Annotated in this window: 17 protein-coding genes and 1 pseudogene; 6 read left to right on the top strand and 12 right to left on the bottom strand. The window is 69.3% G+C overall.

All coding sequences use genetic code 11. The features are described 5' to 3' along the window. The first annotated feature begins 11 nt into the window (after positions 1-11). The gene (locus QF034_RS03435; RefSeq protein WP_307173489.1) at positions 12-1,046 is read left to right on the top strand and encodes a LacI family DNA-binding transcriptional regulator; all 1,035 of its coding nucleotides are present in this window, start codon (positions 12-14) and stop codon (positions 1,044-1,046) included. Between the two features lie 142 nt (positions 1,047-1,188). On the opposite strand, the gene QF034_RS03430 is transcribed toward QF034_RS03435, so the two are convergent. Continuing rightward, positions 1,189-1,899 (bottom strand): cupin domain-containing protein, encoded by a 711-nt coding sequence (locus QF034_RS03430; RefSeq protein ID WP_307173488.1) that lies wholly within the window; start codon positions 1,897-1,899, stop codon positions 1,189-1,191. Between the two features lie 127 nt (positions 1,900-2,026). Here QF034_RS03430 and QF034_RS03425 point away from each other — a divergent pair, with 127 nt between their 5' ends. Next, complete coding sequence (locus QF034_RS03425; protein ID WP_307173487.1) at positions 2,027-2,668, top strand: SGNH/GDSL hydrolase family protein; 642 nt, start codon at positions 2,027-2,029, stop codon at positions 2,666-2,668. A 64-nt stretch (positions 2,669-2,732) separates the two neighbouring features. Here the strand turns inward: QF034_RS03425 and QF034_RS03420 are convergent, their stop codons facing one another. From QF034_RS03420 to QF034_RS03410, 3 genes are all read right to left on the bottom strand, one after another. Next, positions 2,733-5,006, bottom strand: coding sequence for a right-handed parallel beta-helix repeat-containing protein (locus tag QF034_RS03420; RefSeq protein ID WP_307173486.1), 2,274 nt, complete (start codon positions 5,004-5,006; stop codon positions 2,733-2,735). A gap of 338 nt (positions 5,007-5,344) precedes the next feature. Continuing rightward, complete coding sequence (locus QF034_RS03415) at positions 5,345-7,819, bottom strand: RICIN domain-containing protein (protein WP_307173485.1); 2,475 nt, start codon at positions 7,817-7,819, stop codon at positions 5,345-5,347. A 268-nt stretch (positions 7,820-8,087) separates the two neighbouring features. Further along, entirely contained in the window at positions 8,088-9,083 is a 996-nt protein-coding gene (locus QF034_RS03410) for a LacI family DNA-binding transcriptional regulator (protein WP_307173484.1), read from the bottom strand. 359 nt (positions 9,084-9,442) lie between these two features. Here QF034_RS03410 and QF034_RS03405 point away from each other — a divergent pair, with 359 nt between their 5' ends. Then, on the top strand, positions 9,443-10,450 hold the full coding sequence (locus QF034_RS03405) for a LacI family DNA-binding transcriptional regulator (RefSeq protein ID WP_307173483.1): 1,008 nt from the start codon (positions 9,443-9,445) through the stop codon (positions 10,448-10,450). A gap of 156 nt (positions 10,451-10,606) precedes the next feature. On the opposite strand, the gene QF034_RS03400 is transcribed toward QF034_RS03405, so the two are convergent. Continuing rightward, positions 10,607-10,861: a hypothetical protein gene (locus QF034_RS03400; protein ID WP_307173482.1), complete on the bottom strand. Its 255-nt coding sequence runs from the start codon at positions 10,859-10,861 to the stop codon at positions 10,607-10,609. A 250-nt stretch (positions 10,862-11,111) separates the two neighbouring features. Next, positions 11,112-11,566 (bottom strand): annotated as a pseudogene (locus QF034_RS03395) (4-hydroxy-2-oxovalerate aldolase); the annotation flags it as partial. A gap of 204 nt (positions 11,567-11,770) precedes the next feature. Between QF034_RS03395 and QF034_RS03390 the strand changes: the two are divergent. The 3 genes from QF034_RS03390 to QF034_RS03380 all read left to right on the top strand — a co-directional run bounded on the left by QF034_RS03390 (position 11,771) and on the right by QF034_RS03380 (position 14,040). After that, positions 11,771-12,595 carry an SDR family oxidoreductase gene (locus QF034_RS03390; RefSeq protein ID WP_307173481.1) on the top strand — a complete coding sequence of 275 codons (825 nt, stop codon included), beginning with the start codon at positions 11,771-11,773 and terminating at the stop codon, positions 12,593-12,595. Between the two features lie 466 nt (positions 12,596-13,061). After that, positions 13,062-13,685 (top strand): TetR/AcrR family transcriptional regulator, encoded by a 624-nt coding sequence (locus tag QF034_RS03385; RefSeq protein ID WP_234388089.1) that lies wholly within the window; start codon positions 13,062-13,064, stop codon positions 13,683-13,685. Positions 13,686-13,893: 208 nt separating this feature from the next. After that, positions 13,894-14,040 (top strand): hypothetical protein, encoded by a 147-nt coding sequence (locus tag QF034_RS03380; protein ID WP_307173480.1) that lies wholly within the window; start codon positions 13,894-13,896, stop codon positions 14,038-14,040. Positions 14,041-14,164: 124 nt separating this feature from the next. Here QF034_RS03380 and QF034_RS03375 read toward each other — a convergent pair whose 3' ends face one another. The 6 genes from QF034_RS03375 to QF034_RS03350 form a co-directional block, all read right to left on the bottom strand. Beyond that, positions 14,165-15,424, bottom strand: coding sequence for an FAD-dependent oxidoreductase (locus tag QF034_RS03375; protein WP_307173479.1), 1,260 nt, complete (start codon positions 15,422-15,424; stop codon positions 14,165-14,167). A 105-nt stretch (positions 15,425-15,529) separates the two neighbouring features. Beyond that, entirely contained in the window at positions 15,530-16,495 is a 966-nt protein-coding gene (locus QF034_RS03370) for a fumarylacetoacetate hydrolase family protein (RefSeq protein ID WP_307173478.1), read from the bottom strand. A 92-nt stretch (positions 16,496-16,587) separates the two neighbouring features. Beyond that, positions 16,588-17,526, bottom strand: coding sequence for a VOC family protein (locus tag QF034_RS03365; RefSeq protein WP_307173477.1), 939 nt, complete (start codon positions 17,524-17,526; stop codon positions 16,588-16,590). A 10-nt stretch (positions 17,527-17,536) separates the two neighbouring features. After that, positions 17,537-18,556 (bottom strand): amidohydrolase family protein, encoded by a 1,020-nt coding sequence (locus QF034_RS03360; protein ID WP_307173476.1) that lies wholly within the window; start codon positions 18,554-18,556, stop codon positions 17,537-17,539. Then, positions 18,553-19,692 (bottom strand): FAD-dependent oxidoreductase, encoded by a 1,140-nt coding sequence (locus tag QF034_RS03355; RefSeq protein ID WP_307173475.1) that lies wholly within the window; start codon positions 19,690-19,692, stop codon positions 18,553-18,555. Before QF034_RS03355 ends, QF034_RS03360 begins: the two co-directional genes overlap by 4 nt. Positions 19,693-19,802: 110 nt before the next feature. Further along, a complete protein-coding gene (locus QF034_RS03350) occupies positions 19,803-20,774 on the bottom strand; it encodes a cyclase family protein (protein WP_307179788.1) in 972 nt (323 codons plus the stop codon). Positions 20,775-20,778: the final 4 nt, after the last annotated feature.

The raw sequence follows: 20,778 nt of genomic DNA, 5'->3' as shown, positions 1-20,778 counted from the left end.
GGGAGAAGCGGATGGACGGCGCTGACACGGCGCGACGACGACCGACGATCACCGATGTGGCGCGACTCGCCGGTGTGTCGCCCCAAACGGTGTCGCGGTACCTGCGATTCAACAGCGGACTGAAGCCCGCGACCGTGGAGCGGGTGGAGAACGCGATCCGCGAACTGGACTACCGTCCCAACCTGGTGGCGCGGTCGATGCGCACGCGCAAGACCGGCCGGCTGGCGATACTCATGCCCGCCATGGCCTTCAACCCGTCTCGCATGCTGGCGGGGGCCAGCGCGACGGCGCAGGCCGGGGGGTTCTTCGTGGACGTCGTGAGCGCCGGGGGCGGCGTACGCGCGAGGAGCGAACGACTGCTGGAGCTCGCAGATTCGGGACAGTTCGAGGGCATCCTCTCCCTCGCCCCTGTGCTTCCCGCGGTGGAGAGCAAACTGCACCAGAGGACGACCGTGGTGATCTCGGCCGACTTCGACGACGAGATGCGGGGCATCGGGCAGCTGGCCGACGCCACGCCCCTGGTGCGGATGATCGAGCACTTGGCGGCGCTCGGTCACTCCCGGTTCCTTCATGTGGCGGGCGACGCGCAGTTCGCTTCCGCGAGGGCGCGCAAGCAGAGCTATCTGGACACCGTCGAACGCCTCGGGGTCGAGTCCGTCGGGGTCTTCGACGGGGACTGGTCGGGGGAGTCCGGCATCGAGGCGATACGGTCGCTCCCGAGCCATGCGCGGCCGACCGCGGTGATCGCGGCCAACGACCTCGTCGCCGCCGGCGTCGTCCGGGGCGCCCGGGAGCGCGGCTGGGACGTGCCGGGCGACCTCAGCGTGACCGGTTGGGACAATGCCGGGGTCGGGCAGTTCATGACCCCGTCCCTGACCACCGTCGACGTGGAGCTCGAACAGCTCGGCAGCACGGCCATGGCCAAGCTGATCGCGGGTCTGAGGGACAGCGCGCCCGAGACGGCCGAGGGTTCCCTGTTCCGGATCATTTGGCGGGAGTCGACGGCCGAGCCGCCTGCGACAGGTCGTGCCGGCCGCAAGCGGTGACCGAGGGGGTGCCGCTGCCGGAGGGGGCGGGGGGCAGGCGGACCAGGTCCGTCCGCTCTGTCCGCACCTCCCGTCCGGTCCGGCGTTGCGATGCGGGCCGAAGCGGCCGTGAACGCCGCGCGGCCTCAGGTACACATCGCCGTCAGCTCTCGTATGCGTCAAGCCGACCGCACATCCCGAACTTCCCACGGGAAACGGGCTGTTCGGCCCTCACGGCAGCATCCGCGAGGTGCGGGGCCTCCGCCTGCTCCAGCCAGTCGAGCTGCGCCCCGGTTGCTGCGGCGGAGGCCTCGGCCCCCTGTCGCCACCGCTCGCGCCACTCGGCGATGCGCGGCCGGACCAGCGCGGCGGCGGCCCGGTGGAACGCGGCCAGGGCCTGGGGACCCTCGGCCGCGCACAGTGCCTGGTAGCCCTCCAGGGCGAGGTCCCGCCGGGCCCGGGCGACGCGCTCCTGCTCCTCCCTGGGCGCGTCGACGGGGATGGCGGTGGCTCGTGCGTACGTCTCCGGATCGGTCAGGTACTCCGGTGGCAGCGTGAGGACCGCGTCCCCCGCCTCCGGCAGCCCGCTGTTCTGCATCAGTACGGTGATCCGCAGATCACCCTCGTTGACCAGCCGGTGGATGGTGCCGGGCGTGAACCAGGCGACCGTACCAGCCTGGAGCGGAGTGACCTCGTACCCGGATGCGGTCAGCGTCTGCACGGCCCCACGTCCGCCGGTGACGACGTAAGCCTCCGAACAGGCCAGATGCATGTGAGGGGTGCCGCCGCACGCCCCGTCGGCGGCAGGCCAGTCGTACACCGACAGATGTGAGATGGCGACGCCCCCGGGCAGGCCGGCATACGTTGTGGTCATGATGCCAGAACTCCGTTTTCGCGATAGTAAGCGCTTTCTTAAATGCAATTTACGCGCCCCTGGACCAACGGGTCAATGCCCTGATTAAAATCGGACTGCTGAAGAGTCGTGTGATGAGGAGATTGATGTGGGAACGGGGTTGGCGGGCAGGAGTGTCTACGCCTTCGGTGACAGTATCGTGTATGGTCACGTGTATCCGCGCAGTTTTGTGGACGTCGTTGCCGAGCGTGCTGGAATGACCCTTTCGAAATTCGCCCGGAACGGCGCGACCGTCGGCGCCGACCCGCATGCTTCCGGGGGGCAGATCCTCGCGCAGGTCGAGGAAGCCCCGGCAGCCGCACCGGACTTCATCCTCTTCGACGGCGGTACCAACGACGCCGAGTCGGTCTTCAACGGCCGCTATGACGTGGGGACTTACTCCGCCGAACTCGAGAAGACGCTGCGCACGATGAAGCGCAGGTGGCCTGCCGCTCACGTTGTGTACGTGTCCGCCCACAAGCTCGGTTCGAGGGACTGGGACACCCAGGTGGCACTCCGCGAGGAAACCTTGCGGGTCTGCCGGAATGGGAATGTCGCCATCGCCGACGTCTTCGGGGACACTCCGTTCGACACGCGCGATGACATCCACCGGGCTAAGTACACCTTCGATGACCTGGTCGACGGATTGCCAGGTGCGGAGGGGTCTGGAACGCACCCCAATATGGCTGGGATCACCATATTCTATGTGCCGGTGGTCACCGCCGGACTGGAACAGATATCGTCCAGTTGATCAGGACTGAAATTACAGCTCTGCCGGGCCGGTATCGGCCCGGCAGAGCTGATTTCTCATTACTTCACTGGTCGAATCCGGTGCCGCGCGAGATCCGGACGTCGTCCACGTGCACCGCCCCGCGCTCACCCCCGTTCGAGTACCACGCGACCTTCGCGATCCCCGGCATCGAGGTGCGGAACGCCGCGTCGTTCAGCACGCGGTGGCCGTCGATGTCCAGGTCGAAGCGCTGGTTCACGGTGTCCACGGTGAGCGTGACCCGGTACCACTTGCCATTGGTGTACGTACCGATCACGGTGTCCGTGGTTCCCTTGTACGCGTGGATCTGGCCGCGGGCGAAGGCGACGCTGACGGCTGGGGCACCGCTGGCGTTGTACACGTAGGGCAGCCCGAACCAGCCGGCCTGCGTGTCGTTGCGCATCACCTGCGTGTCGATGGTCACCACGCCCTGCAGCGGGGTGCTGAAGAGGCGGGCGAGGTTGGTCCCGTCGGTGCCGCCGCCTTCGATGGTGCGGGTCAGCCGGACGCTCTTGTCGGTGGCGGACGGCGTCTCCACCACGGAGACGTCGTTGTTGGTCGAGATGACTCGCCATCCGTTGGTCCCGTTGGCGAGCGCGCCCGTGGCCAGGCCGTCGAAGGTGTCCGTGAACGCGATGTCGGGCGCGCCGCGTTCGAAGGCACCGATCTCCGGACCGTTCCCGATCGGCACAGGAGACCCGGCGTTGTCGAGGCCTCCGTTGCCGGTGACCGTGGCTCCGGCGTCGACGAACACCGATCCCGACTGGAGCGCGAAGTTCGCCGCCGTGTCGAGCCTCGGGCCGTTCTCGTCGCCGTAGGGCCCCGTGACGGAGGCATTCACGAACTGCGGAGCGCCGACCACGGCGTTCGCGTCCGACGCAGGCCGAGTTGTCAGGTTGGACGAGTATCCGTTGTTGTTGTAGGTGATGCTCGACTGTTGGACGAACTGGGGGGCGGACTGACCGGAGACGAACAGGTTGTTGGTGAACGTCGCCTTGCCGGAGACACCGCCGGTCACCATGTTCTGCGAAGTGGTGTTGGCGATGGTGTTGTTGTAGATGTTCGCCACCGTGCCGCTCTGCTGCGACATGTGGATGTTCCACCGTGTGCTGCCGGTGATGACGTTGTAGCGGAGCACCACGCTGCCGAACTTGACCGCGGAGTTGCACGCGCACAGCAGGATGCCGTCGCCGTTGTCGTGGAGGTAGTTGTACTGGAACACCTGGTCGGTGGTGCCGATGTCGGGGTCCAGGGCGTTCTGGTCGGCACCGCCCGAGGAGAGGTGGGTGCCCATGATCTCGTTGTGCTGGACGGTGACGCTGTCGGCCATGTTGGTCTCGACGCCGGAGACACCGACCCGGTCGATCACGTTGCCCTCGACGAGTCCGCCGCGGACGCCGGTGAGGTAGATGCCATTGCAGCCGTAGGGGGTGTTCGCCTGCGTGATGTAGTTGCCGCGGAACGTGACGTCGGTGTACGGGGTGTAGGCGGGGTCGGTGGCCGTGGCGCGCTTGCCCCAGCCGGTGAAGACGGCACCGGGCGCGTCACCGGCGTACTGCTTCGTCACGATCCCGCTGAACGAGGTGTTCTTGATGGTGGAGTTCTCCACCGTGATGCCATCGAGCACCGTGGGGGCGCCGGGCGCGGTGATGTCCTGGACGCCGGTGAGGAAGGCGATGCCGCCCGTGTCCTTCGAGCGGTCCCAGCCCTGCTGGAAGGTGATGCCCGGCTTGTTGTCGGCGGTGCTGCCGCCGACCCACTTGACCTCGCCGGTGACGTCGTGCACGTCCACCGAGTCGATCACGAAGTGGTGCAGGGTCTGGCCGTTGTCACCGTGCACGCCGATACCGCGGAAGTCGCCGAGTTTCGAACCGTCGGTCGTCCCCGTGGGTACCGCGTTCGACACGTCGAGGTTGCGGATCTCCCAGTACTGCTGGTTGTTCAGCCGCACCGCGTCGGCGACGGTGCCCTGGCCGGCGATTTTCGGCTTGGCGCCCGTTCCGTAGCTGTCGATGGCGATCGGGGCGCCGTCGGTGCCGGACCCCTTCGGCCACAGCTGCCCGGTCCAGCTGTCACCGGACTCGAAGCGAATGGTGTCGCCTGGCTGGAACGTCTTCGAGTTCACCTTGCTCAGCGAGCGCCAGGGCGCGCTGGTGCTGGTTCCGGCGTTGCTGTCGTTGCCGGTCGCGCTCACGTAGTACGTGGTGCCCGCGGCGAAGGCCCGCTGCGCCGGAGTGAGCACGATCGACGCGAGCACGACTGCCAGCGCGCACAGTGCGGCGGCTGTCGCTCGTGACAGAAGTCTTCGGTTGCCGGTCATGGTCCTCTTCTTGTCGTCTGTGGTGGTGAGGTACTGGCTCCTGTCGTGACGCGTCCGGTCGAGAGGTCGCGTGACGGCTCGGGGCGCGGGCAGTAGGGGGCCGTGCGGGGGGACGCACCGAGGGTGCCCGAGGACACGGGCGCGCGTCCGGCCTGACATGGGGGAAAACGTATTCCGCGCAGTGTGCCCAGCGGCGATCGAGTGCGTCAAGGTTTCGCGCAGATGAACGCGTCGACGTGATGCAGGGGTCCTTCGGCTCAAGGCTCCCGGCACATGGGCGGGGCAGGCCGGCGGTTCGGGCCCGCCCCGCCCAGGGGATCGGCCGGATCCTCAGCTGGTCACGAGAGCTTGACCAGCTTCCACCGCTGGTTGTTGCTGCCGTTGGTGAACCACTGGTCGATGGGTGTGCCGTCGGTGGTCTGGGCCTTGTACACGTCGACCTTGTACCCGTTGGAACGGGACTCGATAGTGTAGGTGCCGCTGCCGGCCGGGGCGATCAGCCACTGCTGGCTGATGTTCCCGCTGGGAGTCCCCAGCTGCAACTGGGTGCCGGGCCACGTGGAAGCAGCGTTGATGTCGAGTGCCTTGCCGCTGCTCACGCCTGTGAGGGTGAGGTAGCCGCCGGTGTATGCCAGCTTCCACTGCTGGCTGCTGCTGTTCTGGTCGGTCTTCTGGACGATGGGCGTGCCGTCGCCGGTTCCACCGTTGGAGGCGGTGAGCGCCTTGCCGGTGCTGACGCTGACGATCTTGTAGGTGCCGGACAGGTCGCTGACCGGTTCGTGGGTGATGGACAGGTCGGAGTACTCGACGGGGTAGTAGCCTGCCGTGCCCAGGCCGACCAGGCCCGCACCGTAGCTCGTGTCGGTGACCGTACCGACGGTGCTCCCGTCGATCTTGGCGGTGATGGTGCTGTCCTGGAAGGTCAGGGCCAGCTTGTGCCAGGTGCCGGTGCCGGGTGCGGTGACGGTGCCGCTGGCGAGGGTGGTCCAGTTCCACGAGTTCGTGCCGGTGGTGCCGGTCTTCAGCAGCGACCAGGCTCCGGTGTCGGACAGGCGCAGGTGGTAGGCGTTCAGCCCGGTGCTGAACTTGGTCTGGGTGCCGACGCGGCCGAGGAGCTCGGCGGAGCTGCCGTTGTTCTCCAGCAGCACATCGGAGCTGACCGTGTAGTTGCTCCAGCCGACGTCGCCCATGAGTGTGTAGGGCTGGACGTCGTTCGAGGCCGGCGCCCACCAGATGATCGGCTTCATCGGCGCGGTCTGGCGCAGACACTGGCCGCTGCGGCCCCCGGTGCAGGGGGCGGCCTGGAAGGCGCCGTTCATCGAGGCGAAGTACTTCGCCTCCTGCCCGGTGCCGTAGCCGGCGAAGGAGTCCGAGTACGGCATGGAGAGCCTGTTGCGGGTGGGCGTAGCGGTCGTTCCGGCACCCTGACCGGTGGTGGTGGTCACGGTGTAGACGCGACCGGGGTCCAGGGTGAGGGTGTACGTGCCGCCGGAGGCGGTCAGGTCGCCGGTGTGCACCATGCGCGGGGTGGCGGCGCCCGGCTGCGACAGGTCGGTGGACCACACGTGCAGGGTGCCGCCGGGCAGGCCTCCGGCGACGTCGAGGCTGACCGTCTGGGGCGCGGTGGCGTCCAGGGTCTCGTAGACGGTGCTCCAGGCGCTCTTGTCGGGCGCGGCGTAGCTGACGTAACTGCCGTTGGCACGGTCGCCGCCGAGGTATCCGGAGGCGGTGTCGAGGTACTTCCAGCCGGGCGAGGTGAACTGCGTGGTCTGGGCGATGGACCAGGCGGTGCGGGACACGCTGTAGGCGCCGGACCAGGGCTGGTTCGCGGTGATCAGGCCCTGGTCGTGGAAGAAGAGGTTCTGGTAGTCGGAGGCCACCATGGGCCAGTTGATGTACGCGCTCATCTTGGCGTCGAGGTAGCCGCGGTTGATGGCGCGGGCGACCGGGGCCGCCCCTGTCTCGGCGTTCTCCGAGCCGTTCTCGCTGGCCCAGATCGGCTTGCCCAGCGACTGGGCGTCGGCGGAGGAGGAACAGGTGGTCATCGCGGACTGGTACGTGCAGGGGTAGTGCGCGCCGGCGATGTCCACGGCGTTGTACAGGGCGCTGCTGTTCTTCATGCCGGTGGCGATGTTCCAGGTGGTCTCATCGCCGCCGACCAGCTTGGTGGAGGCGTAGCCGTTGGCCGCCATGGCCGACTTCAGGGTCTGGTAGAACCAGGCGCTGTACGGCTTCTCGTTCCGGCCGCCGATGTAGTCGATGGTCAGACCGTGCTGCTTGGCGCAGCCCAGCCAGTCGATCATGTAGTCGATGCCGTCCTGCGTGTAGAAGTTGCCGTCGCCGATCCAGCCGGGGGCGCCCCAGGCCAGGGCGAAGAGCTTGATGCCGGGGTTGCGGGCCTTGGCCTGCTCCATCACCCACCACTCGTAGCCGGCGTCGCAGTCGATGTCGCCCTTCGTGTGCTCGAAGCTGATCTCGGAGCCGTCGGTGGAGTTGACATCGCCGCCTACTTCGACCTTCAAGATCTGCAGGGCCGCGCCGTACCCGGGCTTGAACAGGTAATCCAGGATCTGGTCGCGCTGGGTGGCCGGGTAGTCGACCAGCAGGCGGGTGTTGCCACCGCCGCCGCTGATCGCGCCGACGCCGTCGAAGGTGCGTCCTGCGCTGGTGCCGTCGACGGTGATCGCCGTGTCGGTGGCGGCGTACGCGGGCGACAGTGCTCGGCCGGTCAGCAGGGCCAGTCCCATGAGCAGGGCGGCCAGGGCCGCCAACCGTCTGATGTGCCTGTCAGGCAGCCCTATGACGTCGTGCACGGGAGATCCTCCTAGGAGGGAGTGCGGGTGTGGGTGCGGCTTGCCCTGAAGATTCGGTGCGGGGCCTGTCGCGTGGATCGCAGAGGCGGGGCGCGGCCCCGGGGGAGGAGTCTTTCTCAGTGGGAAATCGTATTCCGCGCAGTGTGCCCGTCCGTGATCGAAGGCGTCAAGCGCCGGTCAGCTGGTAAAAACGCGGCTTTGACGTGGCAGGTTCTGGTGGCCCGAAGGCGCTGTGCGCGTCGGCGGGAGTGATCGGCTCAGGGGCGGTTCAGACGACGCGGATCGCCGTGCTGTCGCGCACCACGACCTGCCCGCGCATCATCAGATGCTCTGCTTCCGTACGGTCCGCGAGTGCGAGGCGGACCGCCTCGGCACCTGCCTGCGCCAGCGGCAACGACACGGTCGTCAGCCGCGGTGTCACGTCGATCGCGAGCTCGATGTCGTCGAAACCGGTCACCGAGACCTCGTCCGGCACCGCCACCCCGGCAATACGGAAGGCGGACATCGCGCCGATGGCGATGGTGTCGTTGGCGGCGAGGACCGCGTGGGGCGGCTCCAGCCCCTCGGCGACCAGCCGCCGCGCCGCGTCGAACCCCCCCTGGCGGTTCACTGTGCAGTGCGAGATCCGGATGTGCCGCTCCTCGACGCCGCCGTGGCGGAGACCGGCGATGAAGCCCGCGGTACGGGCCGAGACGTTCCCCTGCCCGCGCGCGCCGGCGAGGATCGTCACGTGCCGGTGCCCCGCCCCGGCGATGTAGGTGGCCAATTCCTTCGCAGGGCCCTGATTGTCGAAGCCGATGGAGTCGAACGGCATGTCGGTGTCACCGACGATCACTACCCGGCCGCCCTCGCGTTCGTAGCCGAGCAACTCGTTGAGCAGGCGCCCGCCGAGGGCCTTCGTGTCGAGGCGGCTCGAGGTCAGAATGAGCGCACGGGGCCGCAGAGCACGCTGCAACCGGACGGTTTCGAGCTGCCGCTCGGCGGTGCCGTGGGTCGACGAGACGGTCACGAACGCACCTGCGTCGCGCGCTCGCCGTTCCATCGCCGCGGCGACCATTCCCATCGACGGGGTCGTGAGATCGTCGCCGACGACCGCGATCGAGTCGTTCGCGCGCCGCATCGCCCGGGCCGCGGCGTCCGCGGTGTAGCGCAACGCGGCCGCCGCGGAGACGACCCGCTGCCGGTATTCCTCCGCGACCGTCCGGGAACTGCCGCCCAGCACTCGCGACGCGGTCGAAACCGACACACCGGCGGCCGCCGCCACGTCACGCAGGGTGACGGTCGGCCTGGCTGAATGGGGCATCGCGCCGTCCCTCCCGCACCACGAAAACGGAGCCGCGTCGACGCTACCCGAGGATATCCCCGGCCAGGCCGCCGAGTGTGGACGAATGTGCCGGTGACCGACTCGGGATATGGTCGCCCGGCTGGAAGGTGGTCGCGTCGGCCCGGTCGGATTTCGCAAGGCATGTGCGGCGCAGTAAGCGCACCGGCCTGCGGAGTGACCCTCGGTAGTGATTCCGCGACTTCCAGGCGCCAGCGGCTCGGTGCACAATGTGCGGCATGGGAGATGGAGCGGCAGCGCCTGTAGGGCGTCGCGGGGAGGCCGTATCCGAGGGGCGCCAGGTGACCCTGCATGATGTGGCGCGGACAGCGGGCGTCTCACAGGCCACGGCGTCGCGGGTGCTCAACGGCAGCGTCCGCAACGTCCGGCAGGAGAACGTCGACCGTGTGCTCACCGCGGCCGCGGAACTGGACTACGCACCGCACCTGTCCGCCCAGGCCATCGCGCGGGGTTCGACGAACATCGCCGCGCTGGTCGTCAGCGGTGTCGACGACCCGTACTTTTCCTCCATCGCGGCAGGTGTGACGCAGGCAGCCGAGGCCGCCGGACTCATCGTGACCATGGCGGTCGCGGACCGCTCCCCGGAGCGCGAACTCCAGATCGTCGGGACGCTGCGCGGCATGCGCCCCCGCGTCATCATCATGACCGGCAGCCGCGTCGACGGCGCCGATGCCCGCGACGCACTTGTCGAGGAGCTCCACGCCTACCGGGAAGCGGGCGGCAGCGTTGTCCTGATCAGCCAGCACGACCTGCCGTTCCACACCGTCAGCATCGACAACTACGGTGGAGCGCGGCAGCTTGCCCGCGCGCTGGTAGGGCTCGGCTACCGGCGGTTCGCGGTGGTCCGCGCAGGATCCGCACTAAGGACGTCCCGTGACCGGTGCAGCGGTTTCGTGGAGGGCCTGCGCGAGTTCGGCATCGGCGTCGACGAACGGTTGGTGGTGGAAGCCGAGTTCAGCCGCCGAGGGGGTTGTGCGGCGGCCCGGGAGCTCGTCCGGCGGGGACTGGACGGCACGGAACTCGTCTTCGCGGTCAGCGACGTCATGGCGATCGGTGTGATGACCGCATTCCGCGACGCCGGGCTCGTCCCCGGCCGGGACATCGCCGTCGCCGGCTTCGACGACATCGGCCCGGCGGTGGACGTCGTCCCGGAGCTGACGTCCGTGACCGTTCCTCTGCAGCAGGTCGGGCTCCTCGCGATGGAGCTCGCGCTCTCCGACGATGACGCCCCGCGGGTCGTACCGGTCGACCCGAATGTCGTCCTGCGGGCAAGCACACCCCCTCGATGACCGTGCCGGCTGATCGCGTGGTGAGCGTCGGCTGTCCGGCCCTGAGCTGCTCCGCGGCCCGGCCGACGCCCCCGTGGCGGGCGACGGTCTTCCGGCCTGCCGAGCGCGCCGTAGTCGATGAGCACGGCGCCGTCCTCGGGAGAAGCCCCGCTCAGCTCAGGGCAAGCCGTCGAGCCGAGCCGGGCGGCGGACCATGACCAGGCCCGGAGCGGGCTCACGGCGATAGCCGGGAGCGAGCCGCAGTTCGGGGAAGCGCTCCAGCAACTGTTCCAGGACGACGCGGGACTCCAACCGGGCCAGTGGTGCGCAGGGGCAGGTGTGGAGGCCATGGCCGAAGACCATCGCAGTGGCCTGTACGTCGAGGACGTCGGTCACGATGTCGCGGGCGCGTGCTTCCTGCTCGCGGAGCACGGCGGGAGCGAACCAGCGCCTGAGACGAGCGCAGGGCCGTGTGGTCGGGCGGGGCCAGCGTGGTGATCATCACCGCGGGCAGGTCGGCCGTCGTGCCACCGCTTTCCATGGCGAAGCTGTCGACGGACGAGTACGCCTCGTGGTCGGTGAGGACGTCCCGGACGTCGTCGTGGCAGGTGACAAGTGCACGCCGGGGCGCGGCTGGGACATCGGGCAGTGGTCGTGGGCCTCGGCGAGCCGGGGCGATCGGCGTCAGGGATTCCCGGTCGACGCGCACGTCCTGGTCCTGGAGCGGGCGGACCGGACGTCGGCGGCATCCATGAGTGGGAACAGGTCGCAGCCGTGCTTCCCGCCCATCAGGTCGGCGACCGTGATGAACGCGTTCAGCGGGCAGTCGCCGGCGCCTGCCCTGCCAAGGAGCGTCCAAGCGCGTCACCCCGTTCTCGACGGCGACGACGGTGTCGGTGTCGGCGGCGCCGAGGGGGCTCCATCAGCTTGGCCTGGCGGCCAAGTCGGCCAGTTCGGCCAGCGGGACATCAGCAGGATGCCCGCCACATCCATGCCCAGCCCGCGGGCCGCGGCGATGTGCTGGGCGGAGTGGTCGGCCTCGGTGCAGTGGGGGGGGCACGCGCACGGAGCGGATGCCGGCGAGTGAGCGCGTCGCAGGTCGTGCAGGGTGCCGATGCGGGGCAGCAGCGGGGTGGTCGAGAGCCGGATCGCTGCTTGGGTCGCCTCTGCCTGACTCGTCGCTCGCCTGTGCCACGCAGGCTCGACGGCTTGGCCGGGAACTGTGTCGAAGGTGTGCGGAGCTACTCATGCTCAAGAATCTACAGAGGAACTACTTGATACTGAGTATCAACAGGATCTAGAGTCTCGTACTGCAAGTTCGTTTCGAACAGGAGTGTCCTCATGAGCAAGATCTGGTTCGTCACCGGTTCCTCGCGTGGCTTCGGTCGTCAGTTCGTCCAGGCGGCCCTAGAGCGTGGTGACAAGGTCGCGGCCACCGCCCGCAACACCGACTCCCTGGCGGATCTGGTGGCCGCCCACGGTGAGGCGGTCCTGCCGCTGAAGCTGGACGTCACCGACAAGGCCGCCGCATTCGAGGCCGTCAAGCAGGCGCACGAGCACTTCGGCCGCCTGGACGTGATCGTCAACAACGCCGGACACGGTTTGTTCGGCGCGGTCGAGGAGCTGACGGAACAGCAGGTCCGCGGTCAGATGGAGACCAACTTCTACGGCGCTCTGTGGGTCACCCAGGCCGCCCTGCCCCTCCTGCGGGCCCAGGGCAGCGGCCACATCGTGCAGATCTCCACCGTCGGCGGCGTCGTCTCCTTCCCCAACCTGGGCGGTTACAACGCCTCCAAGTGGGCCCTGGAAGGCCTGACCGAGGCCCTCGCCCAGGAGGTCGCCGGATTTGGCATCAAGGTCACCCTCGTCGAGCCCGGCGGCTTCGAAACCGACTGGGCCGGCTCCTCCGCCACCTTCGCCGAACAGCTGCCCGCCTACGACGACCTGCGCGCCGCCGTCGCCGCCGCCTGGGGCGACGTCAAGTCCGGCGACCCCGCCGCAACCGGCCCGGCCCTGCTGGAGATCGTCGACGCGGACAACCCTCCGCTGCGCGTCTTCTTCGGCACGGCTCCCCTCCACCTCGTCCCCCAGGTCTACGCCGAGCGGCTGAAGACCTGGGAGGAGTGGGCGGCGGTCTCCGCCGAGGCCGAGGGCGCCGCGGCCTGAAGCCGCGCGCGGCAACGAGACGCCGCGGGCCGATCCGTGACGAGGTGGACGGTTCGGGCGGCAGCCCGCAGGTATGAAGACGGGCTCGGTGGTCAGGATCCACTCGCGGCTCCCGAAGTGTCCGGGCGTCCCCGGCGCACTGTAGGCCCTTCCTGTCGGGGTGACGGGGAGGGCCGGGCGGGCACGGGGCGGGGCGCGGCCGGTCCGCCTGGCCGGGAACGGTGAGCAGGCCTGCTGCCGTCACGTTCCCTGCTGGCGGCCCAGGGATTCGTCGTCATCGCTGCCGTCCCCGAGGGCGGACTGGGTGCGGCCGGGCAGGTCCTCCAGGTCAAGTGGACCCTCACCTCGCATCAGCTGACGCCCTCCGTGGGAGTGACCTGAACGGCCGGCGTGGACAGTGTGGCCGCCGGGAGCCCAGGTTTCTGATGCTCAGTATCAGATTGAGTCGCTGTTGTATTCTTTATTCATGACCGACGCCGCCCGCACCTCCGCCCAGTCCGCAACCAAACCGCCCGGCCTGCGGGAGCGTATGCGCGCGACGGTCCGGAAGGAAGTCGTCGAGGTCGCGCTCCGGCTCTTCAGCGAGCAGGGATTCGACGGGACGACCGTCGACCAGATTGCCGGTGAGGTCGGGCTGTCGCGTGCCAGCCTGTTCCGGTACTTCGGCACCAAAGAAGACATGGTCCTGCAGGGCTTGGAGGAGACCGGCCGTCAGATCGCGGAGGCGTTCGCCGCCCGCCCCGACACCGAGCGTCCCTGGGAGGCGCTGCGCAGGGCGTTCGACGTCCTCACGCAGGCGAACGAGCAGGCGCCCGAGCAGGCGCTCAGCTATCTGCGCATGCTCCAGGAGACTCCGTCATTGCGCGCACGGCACTTCGAGAAGCAGCTGAGCTGGCAGGCGATGCTGGAGCCGGAGATCGCCCGGCGGCTGGGCGTCAGCGCCGACCAGCCGGAGGAGGTCGGGCCGAACGCGCTTTCCGGGGCCGCGCTCGCCTGTCTGGATGCGGCCGCGACGGGCTGGGTAGCTTGTGGGGGCGCCGTTCCCCTGGCCGTACTGCTCGACCGTGCGATGGGCACGCTGACGGAATAGTTTCACCAAGGCCCCCTGCATCCTGGAGCCACGGGGGTGGGCAAGGGGACGGACCGCCTGAAGTGGTGGTGTCTTGAGGGAACGCCGCGGTAGCGGCAATGTGGGCTTTCTCAGAGATCAACGGCGCTTGTCCCTAGCGGAGTTCGCTGGGCAGGCGAGGCCGGCGAAGCAGGTGCTCTCGAATCCGGCGCAGGGCGCGGGCAATCCCATGGTGGACACACTGTTCTCGATCGCCGTGGTGCTCGGCGTACCCGTGACCCGGCTGGTGGCCGAGTTGTCGGCGGCGAACCCCAGTCCGCGCTCGGCCACTCCGAGCGGATCCAGCGATGCGTTGACCGACGGTCGCGGAGCCTAGGCGAGGTTGTTCTCGACTTCCCGATGAACGCTTGGCGTTCTGCGCCGGGGTGTGCGTCGGGCGGCCTGCTGTTCTGGGGCAGCACCAGCCCCGCCGGGCGCGGGCGCGGCCCGAGCCACGTGGTTCAGGAAGCGGTGTCGTGTGTCCCGCCGAGGCCGAGGAGTGTGATGAAGCGGGCTTCGGCCCGGTCGATCTCACCGAGCTGAGCGAGGATCGAGCTGGGGGTGGAGTCACCGACCACCTTCTGCATCAGTGGGGTGCGGTCCAGGATCGCGTCCCGGACCGGTTGCAGAGCGCGCGGCGCGTGATGGAAGACCTGCCCGAGGACGTAGGCGTGCTGGGACTGCCGGGCGGTGTGCGGTTTGCGGGGGGCTTCGAAAGCGTCGAGTGCGTGGCGGACAGCGGCGTAGTCGCTCAGGTCCAGCCCTGCCAGGCGGCGGCCGATGAAATAGCCGTCCTCGGTGGCCATACCGGCGCCGTACCCGGCGTACGGGGAGGTGGGATGAGCGGCGTCGCCGACGAGGGTGGCGCGGCCCTTGGACCACTGCTTCAGCGGCTTGCGATCGCGGATCACCCAGCGCTGAACGTGCGCGGGGTCGGTCGCGGCGATCAGCTGGGGGAGCGGACGGGCGAAGGCCTGACCGTGGCTGGTCGCGGTCGAGTGCAGGTCCCCGGTGAATTCCCGGCTTGCGTCGAACGCTTCGAGTACCCACCACTGGTGGCCGTCACGTCCCTTGTCGCGGATGGCGGTCCAACTGCCCTGCACGGTGCGGGTGTGGGACAGGACGCACATCCCGGGCTCGGTCTCGACGCTCTCGTCGAAGGTGTAGCCGCCGAAGATGTGCAGGTTGTGCTCGCGCTTGGGGCTGTCGCCCCACAGAGTGCGGCGGACCAGGGAATCGATGCCGTCCGCGCCGATCACGAGGTCCGCCTCGTGGACTCGACCGTCCGCGAGGTGCAGTCGAACACCGCTCTCGTCCTGCTCGACGCGCTCCACCGTGTGGTTGACCCGCAGGACTCCCTTGGGCAGCGCGTCGAGCAGCCGCTCGTACAGCTCGGGGCGCAGCAGACCGACGAAGCCGCCGCCGTAGTCGCGGACAACCTGCTCCGGAAGGGCCGCGCGGACCCGGCGGCGGCCGCGGGCGTTGCGGAACTCGGCCGTACAGGGCGCACCCAGGTCCTCGGTGTTCACTCCGAGCAGCCCGAGTGCCTTGATGGGGGGCGGCCACAGGTTGAGGATGTTGCCGGCGGGTCTGGCTTGCGGGTAGCGCTCGAACAGCACGACCTCGTGGCCGGCCTGGTGGACGGAGAGCGCGGCGGCCATGCCACCGGGCCCGGCGCCGATGACGGCGACGCGGCCGCGCTGGGCGGGAAGCTTCTTCATGGTGGATTCCTCAGCCTTGGTCGTCGTTGACCTGGTAGTTGGTGAGGGCGGGCTTCTCCCATACAGGGTCGGTGCCCGGCCAGGAAGCTTTGGGGTGTGCGCGGTTCACGGGCGCGTTCGCGGGCGCCTACGGGCGCGAGGGACGGCCACCGGTTCGGCACCGGGTACCACGGTGTTGGAGACGGTGCCGATGCCCTCGACGGTGAGGGTGACGGTGTCGCCGGGCTTGAGCGGCCGCGGGTCCTGGCGGCCGCGTATGCCCCAGAGTTCGGCGAGGCAGCCGCCGTTGCCGCAGGTGCCGGAGCCGAGTACGTCGCCGGGGCGTACCCAGGTGCCGCGGGAGGCGTATGCGGTCATCTCCTCGAAGGTCCAGCTCATGTTGGACAGCAGGTCCTTGCCGACGACCTCGCCGTTGATCTCGGCGGTCAGCGCCAGGCGCAGGAATCCGTCGCTGTCGCGGTAGGGCTCCAGTTCGTCCGCGGTGACTACGTAGGGGCCGAGGGTGGTCGCGGTGTCCTTGCCCTTGCAGGGGCCGAGGCTGACCTGCATCTCGCGGGACTGGAGGTCGCGGGCGGACCAGTCGTTGTACACGGTGTAGCCGATGATGTGGTCGCGGGCCTGCTCGGGGGTGAGGTCGCGGCCCTCGCGGCCGATGACCGCGGCGACTTCGAGTTCGAAGTCCAGTGCCTGGCTGCCGGGCGGCACGGGGACGTCGTCGTGAGCGCCGATGACCGCGTAGGGGTTGGTGAAGTAGAAAGTGGGCGCGTGGTACCAGGCGTCCGGGGCGCCCGGGATTCCGTCGATGCTGCGTCGTACACCCTCGACGTGCTCCTCGAACGTGACGAAGTCGCGTACGGACGGCGGTTGGAGCGGCGGCAGCAATCGCACCTGGGAGACGTGCGGGCCGCGCGGCACGTCCAGGCTTGCGTTGCCCGCCTCGCGCAGCGCCTCGGGACCGGCCTGGATCAGATCGAGAAGCGAGGCTCGGCCGGGGCAGGGGTAGAGGACGCCGTCGTCCTCGACGGTGGCGAGACGGCTGCGGCCGTGCTGTTCGTACGTGGCGAAACGCATGGCATTCCTAGGGAGCTGGGTGGGTTGACACAGGCCGGGGGCCCGGCGGCATGGCAGGCGGGGGAGTACGCCGAGCCCCCGGGATCGAGGGGTCAGACCGGCGGAGCGACGAAGACGCCGCGGTCGACGTCGTTGAGCATCTCCTTGGCGACCATCTCGTTCATCGGGTTGGACGTGCCCCACTGGTCGGCGTTCTCGGGCTTCGTCAGGTCGTAGATGTGCGGGTGCCAGGTGTCCTCGTCCAGCTTTTCGAGCTCGGTGGTGTACTCCACGGTGTTGCCGTGCGGGTCGAGGAAGTACATGAAGGTGTTGTCGCCCGCCATGTGCCGCCCGGGGCCCCAGATCTTGCGGGCGCCGGAACGCATCACGCGGCCCGAGCCGCGCATGTACTCGTCGATGCCGCGCATCTCGAAGGAGAGGTGCTGCAGGGAGGTGTGCGGACCGCTGGCGATGGCCATGGAGTGGTGCTGGTTGCTGATCCGCATGAAGTGCATGGCCTCGCCCATGTGCGGCAAGGCCATCGTGTCGGACAGCCGGAAGTCGAGGTGCTGCTCGTACCAGGCGCGGGTGGCGTTGATATTGGGGGAGTTCAGGACAACGTGCGAGAGACGGACCGGGATGGACTCCTTCTCCTCGATACGACGGTGCCGGCGCGCCTCGACGTCGGCCGAGACCTCGATGGTGCGGCCGTCGATGTCGAAGAAGCGGAAGCCGTAGCCGCCGCCGGGGGTGTCGACCTTGCCCGGCTGGGAGATCAACTGCACTCCCCCGGCGAGGAGTTGCTCGGCGAGCGTGTCCACGTCGGCGGGATTCGCCGCGCCGTAGGAGATGAGGTCGAGGCGCTTCTCCTCGGCCTTGCGCAGCCGGACGATGTACTGCTCGGGGGAGCCCTCGGCGGCCAGGAAGGAGATGCCGGAGTCCTCGGCGACCTTGGTCAGGCCCCAGACGCCGGCGTAGAAGTCGAGCTGCTTGTCGTAGTCCGGCACGGCCAGGTCGACGTGTCGCAGATGGGTGAGCAGACGGTTGGTCATGTCGGGCTCCTCAGGTGAGACGCAGCAGCGCTGCCGCGTTGCCGCCGCGTACGGCGTGGAAGTGGAGGGCGGGCAGGTCCGTGACGTCTCGCAGAGCGCCGAGCGGGTCGTCGGTGCCCATGTCGAAGGGGAAGTCGGAGCCGAGCAGGACCCGGTCGGGGCCGGCCACCCGGATCAGCTCGCGCAGGACGTCCGGGTCGTGGACAAGGGAGTCGAAGTACAGCTGCTTGAGGTAGCTGCTGGGCGGGTGCGCGCAGCCGCGGGTGTCGGTGCGGGCAAGCCAGGCGTGGTCGGAGCGGCCGATGTGGGTGGGCAGATAACCGCCGCCGTGGGCGGCGACGATGCGCAACCCCGGGTGCCTGTCCAGGACTCCGGAGAAGATCAGATGGGACAGGGCGACGGCGTTCTCGGTCGGCTGGCCGACGGTGTTGGACAGGTACCACCGGTTGAGGCGCTCGTCGAGCGTGCAGCCGAAGGGGTGCAGGAAGAGGATCGCTCCGGTTTCCTCGGCCCGCGTCCAGAACGGTTCGTACGCGGGGTCCGACAGTTCGCGTCCCGGCGCGTGGCTCGAGATCTCGACACCGCGCAGGCTCAGGCCGAGGGCGTGGTCGAGGGCTTCGACGGCGAGGTCCGGGTGCTGCAGCGGGACGAGGCCGAGGCCGTGCAGCCGTGCCGGGGCCTGGGCGACGTGCGCGGCGGTGCCCTCGTTGGCCAGTTCCCACACCGTACGGGCCAGGTCCTCGCCGGCCCAGTAGTGGTAGTGCGACGGAGACGGCGAGACCAGCTGGACGTCGATCCCGGAGGCGTCCATCGCGGCGAGCCGGGCCTTGACGTCGGTCAGCCTCGGGAAGCGGTCCCGGAACATCGGGCCGCTGACGGCGATGGCCTCGGGGCCGTTGCGGCGGGCGTCGAGATCGCGGGCCGCGGCCAATCCGGGGTGTCCGGCGACGGCGTCCTCGACCTGAGGGAGCAGGACGTGCGCGTGGACGTCGATCGTGGGTGCGCCGTTCTGGGGGTTCACGGGGTTCACGGGGTCTCCTTCAGGACGGACATCGTGCGGGCCATCAGACCGGGTGCGTCGGCGTCACGGGCGCCGTCCAGCTGCCACTGACCGAGTTGCACGGATGCTTCGACCACCATGCGGACACGGCCGATCCGGCGTTCGTAGAAGCCGGTCAGCAGGGCGTCGAGGGAACTCCAGTCCTGCTCCTCGCTCAGCATCTCGGCCAGTACGGAGGCGTCCTCCAGCGACATGGCCGCGCCCTGGGCGAGCGTGGGGGGACAGACGTGGGCCGCGTCACCGACCAGGACGACCCGGCCGCGGTGCCAGGAGCCCTCGACGAGCAGCCGCTCGAACCAGGTGTAGTTGACCTCGGCGGAGTCGGTGATGCTCGCGGCGATATCCGGCCACGCACCCCCGTAGGGCGCGGCCAGCCGCCGCATCTCGTCCGCGTACGAGGCCGGGTCGATGCAGGCGCGGTCGCGGTTGGCCTCGACGAGATAGGCGTAGATGGTGTTCTTGCTGGTGGGGCAGTAGCCGGCGATGTAGCACGGTCCGCCGTAGGCCAGGGTCATGCGCTCCACGCTCTCGGGGCGGGGCGCGGGGACGCGCCAGATGGCCATGCCGGTCGGTTCGGGCTTGTCGCTGATGCCGATCATCGCGCGCGTGCGGGAGCCGACGCCGTCGGCGGCGATGACAAGGTCGTAGCAGCCCTCGGTGCCGTCGCTGAACCGGGCGGTGACGCCGGACGCGTCCTGGACCAGTTCCTCGGCGGTGGTGCCGAGGCGTACCGTCGCGCCGCTCTCGAGAACGGCCGCACACAGAATCTCCTGGAGCCGGGGCCGCTGCATGCCGAAGATCGAGGGCAGGTCGTCCCCACCGGTGCGGAAGTCCTGCTGGACATGGAACACGGTCCCGTCGGGCGCGGCCATGCCGACGGCGTCGACGGCGCTGCCGCTCTCCCGGACCTTGTCCCATACGCCCACTTCGCGCAGCACGCGCAGCGCGTTGCCCTGGAGGGTGATGCCGGAGCCGAGCACGTTCCAGTCGGGTTTGGCCTCGATCAGTTCCACGGCGATGCCCGCCCGCCGCAGCAGCACGGTCACGGCGTTGCCGGACGCGCCGCCGCCTATGACGAGGACGGTGCGGGGACGGGGTTCGTTCATGGGTTCTCCCTGAGATGGCGCCGTGCGACTTCGGGGCAGAGGGGGTGTTGCGGGCCGGGCGGGCGAGGGGCGTAGCCGTCCGGGCGCGGCCCGCCCGGCCGTCCAGGGCGTTACTTGACGGCGATGGGATTCACCGGTGAACCGACGGACCCGGTGATGGGCAGCGGCGCGGCGGTGAGCCAGAACTCGTACCGGCCGTCGGCGGCGCAGTGTGCGGCGAGGGCGTCGAGGTCCCACATCTCACCGATGAGCAGACCGATATGGGGGATGACGACCTGGTGCAGCGGCTGGAAGGCGTGGTCGAACTCGTTGGGCCGCACCTCGAAGCCCCAGGTGTCGGTGGCGATCCCGGCGATCTCGCTCCGGTGCAGCCAGCCGGCCGCTCTGAAGCTCAGCCCCGGCGCCGGCCCGCCCGCGTAGTCGCCCCAGCCTTCGTGACGGGCGCGGGCCAGCCGCCCGGTGCGCACGAGGACCAGGTCACCACGCCCGACGGTCACGCCGTGCGCCTCGGCTGTTGCGGTCAGGTGCTCCTCGGTGATGGCGAAGCCGTCGGGCAGTTCGCCACCCCAGCCGATGATTAGGCCCACGTCGAGGAGGACGCCCCGCCCGGCGACGTGCGGTGCCATGTGCTCGATGCCGGTGACCAGGTCGCCTTCGGAGGTGACGACCTTCTCCGCCGGGCGGCCGTTCCACGCCTTGCCGTGATCGAAGATGTGCCCGAGGCCGTCCCATTGGGTGGAGCACTGCAAGGGCATGGCGATCACGTCGTCGGCGCCACCGAAACCGTGCGGAAAGCCCTGGCCGCCCAGAGCGGCGTCGGTTCCGGTGGCGAGCATCGTGTGCACCGGGTTGGTACGCCGCCGCCAGCCCTTCTGCGGGCCGTCCATGTCAAAGGCCTGTGACAAGGAGAAGCTGACGCCGTCGCGGATCAGGGCTGCGCCCTCGCGGCGCTTGGCCTCGTCGAGGAAGTTGAGCGTGCCGAGCACGTCGTCCTCGCCCCAGCGGCCCCAGTTCGAGTACGCCTTGGCGGCCTCGGCGATCGCCGCCTCGGGATCGGCACGGTCGATGCGGTCGGTGCTCATCTGG

It is taken from the genome of Streptomyces africanus, assembly GCF_030816955.1.
Taxonomy (GTDB): Bacteria; Actinomycetota; Actinomycetes; order Streptomycetales; family Streptomycetaceae; genus Streptomyces; species Streptomyces africanus.
The sequence above is the reverse complement of the archived record's forward strand: the minus strand, read 5'-3'. Positions and strand labels throughout refer to the sequence as shown.

Bases quoted from the DNA above. Each gene is read 5' to 3' on its own strand.
- QF034_RS03375 (WP_307173479.1), bottom strand. From the start codon at position 15,424: ATGAAGAAGCTTCCCGCCCAGCGCGGCCGCGTCGCCGTCATCGGCGCC.
- QF034_RS03435 (WP_307173489.1), top strand. From the start codon at position 12: ATGGACGGCGCTGACACGGCGCGACGACGACCGACGATCACCGATGTG.
- QF034_RS03385 (WP_234388089.1), top strand. From the start codon at position 13,062: ATGACCGACGCCGCCCGCACCTCCGCCCAGTCCGCAACCAAACCGCCC.
- QF034_RS03380 (WP_307173480.1), top strand. From the start codon at position 13,894: ATGGTGGACACACTGTTCTCGATCGCCGTGGTGCTCGGCGTACCCGTG.
- QF034_RS03420 (WP_307173486.1), bottom strand. From the start codon at position 5,006: ATGACCGGCAACCGAAGACTTCTGTCACGAGCGACAGCCGCCGCACTG.
- QF034_RS03390 (WP_307173481.1), top strand. From the start codon at position 11,771: ATGAGCAAGATCTGGTTCGTCACCGGTTCCTCGCGTGGCTTCGGTCGT.
- QF034_RS03370 (WP_307173478.1), bottom strand. From the start codon at position 16,495: ATGCGTTTCGCCACGTACGAACAGCACGGCCGCAGCCGTCTCGCCACC.
- QF034_RS03365 (WP_307173477.1), bottom strand. From the start codon at position 17,526: ATGACCAACCGTCTGCTCACCCATCTGCGACACGTCGACCTGGCCGTG.
- QF034_RS03430 (WP_307173488.1), bottom strand. From the start codon at position 1,899: ATGACCACAACGTATGCCGGCCTGCCCGGGGGCGTCGCCATCTCACAT.
- QF034_RS03350 (WP_307179788.1), bottom strand. From the start codon at position 20,774: ATGAGCACCGACCGCATCGACCGTGCCGATCCCGAGGCGGCGATCGCC.
- QF034_RS03355 (WP_307173475.1), bottom strand. From the start codon at position 19,692: ATGAACGAACCCCGTCCCCGCACCGTCCTCGTCATAGGCGGCGGCGCG.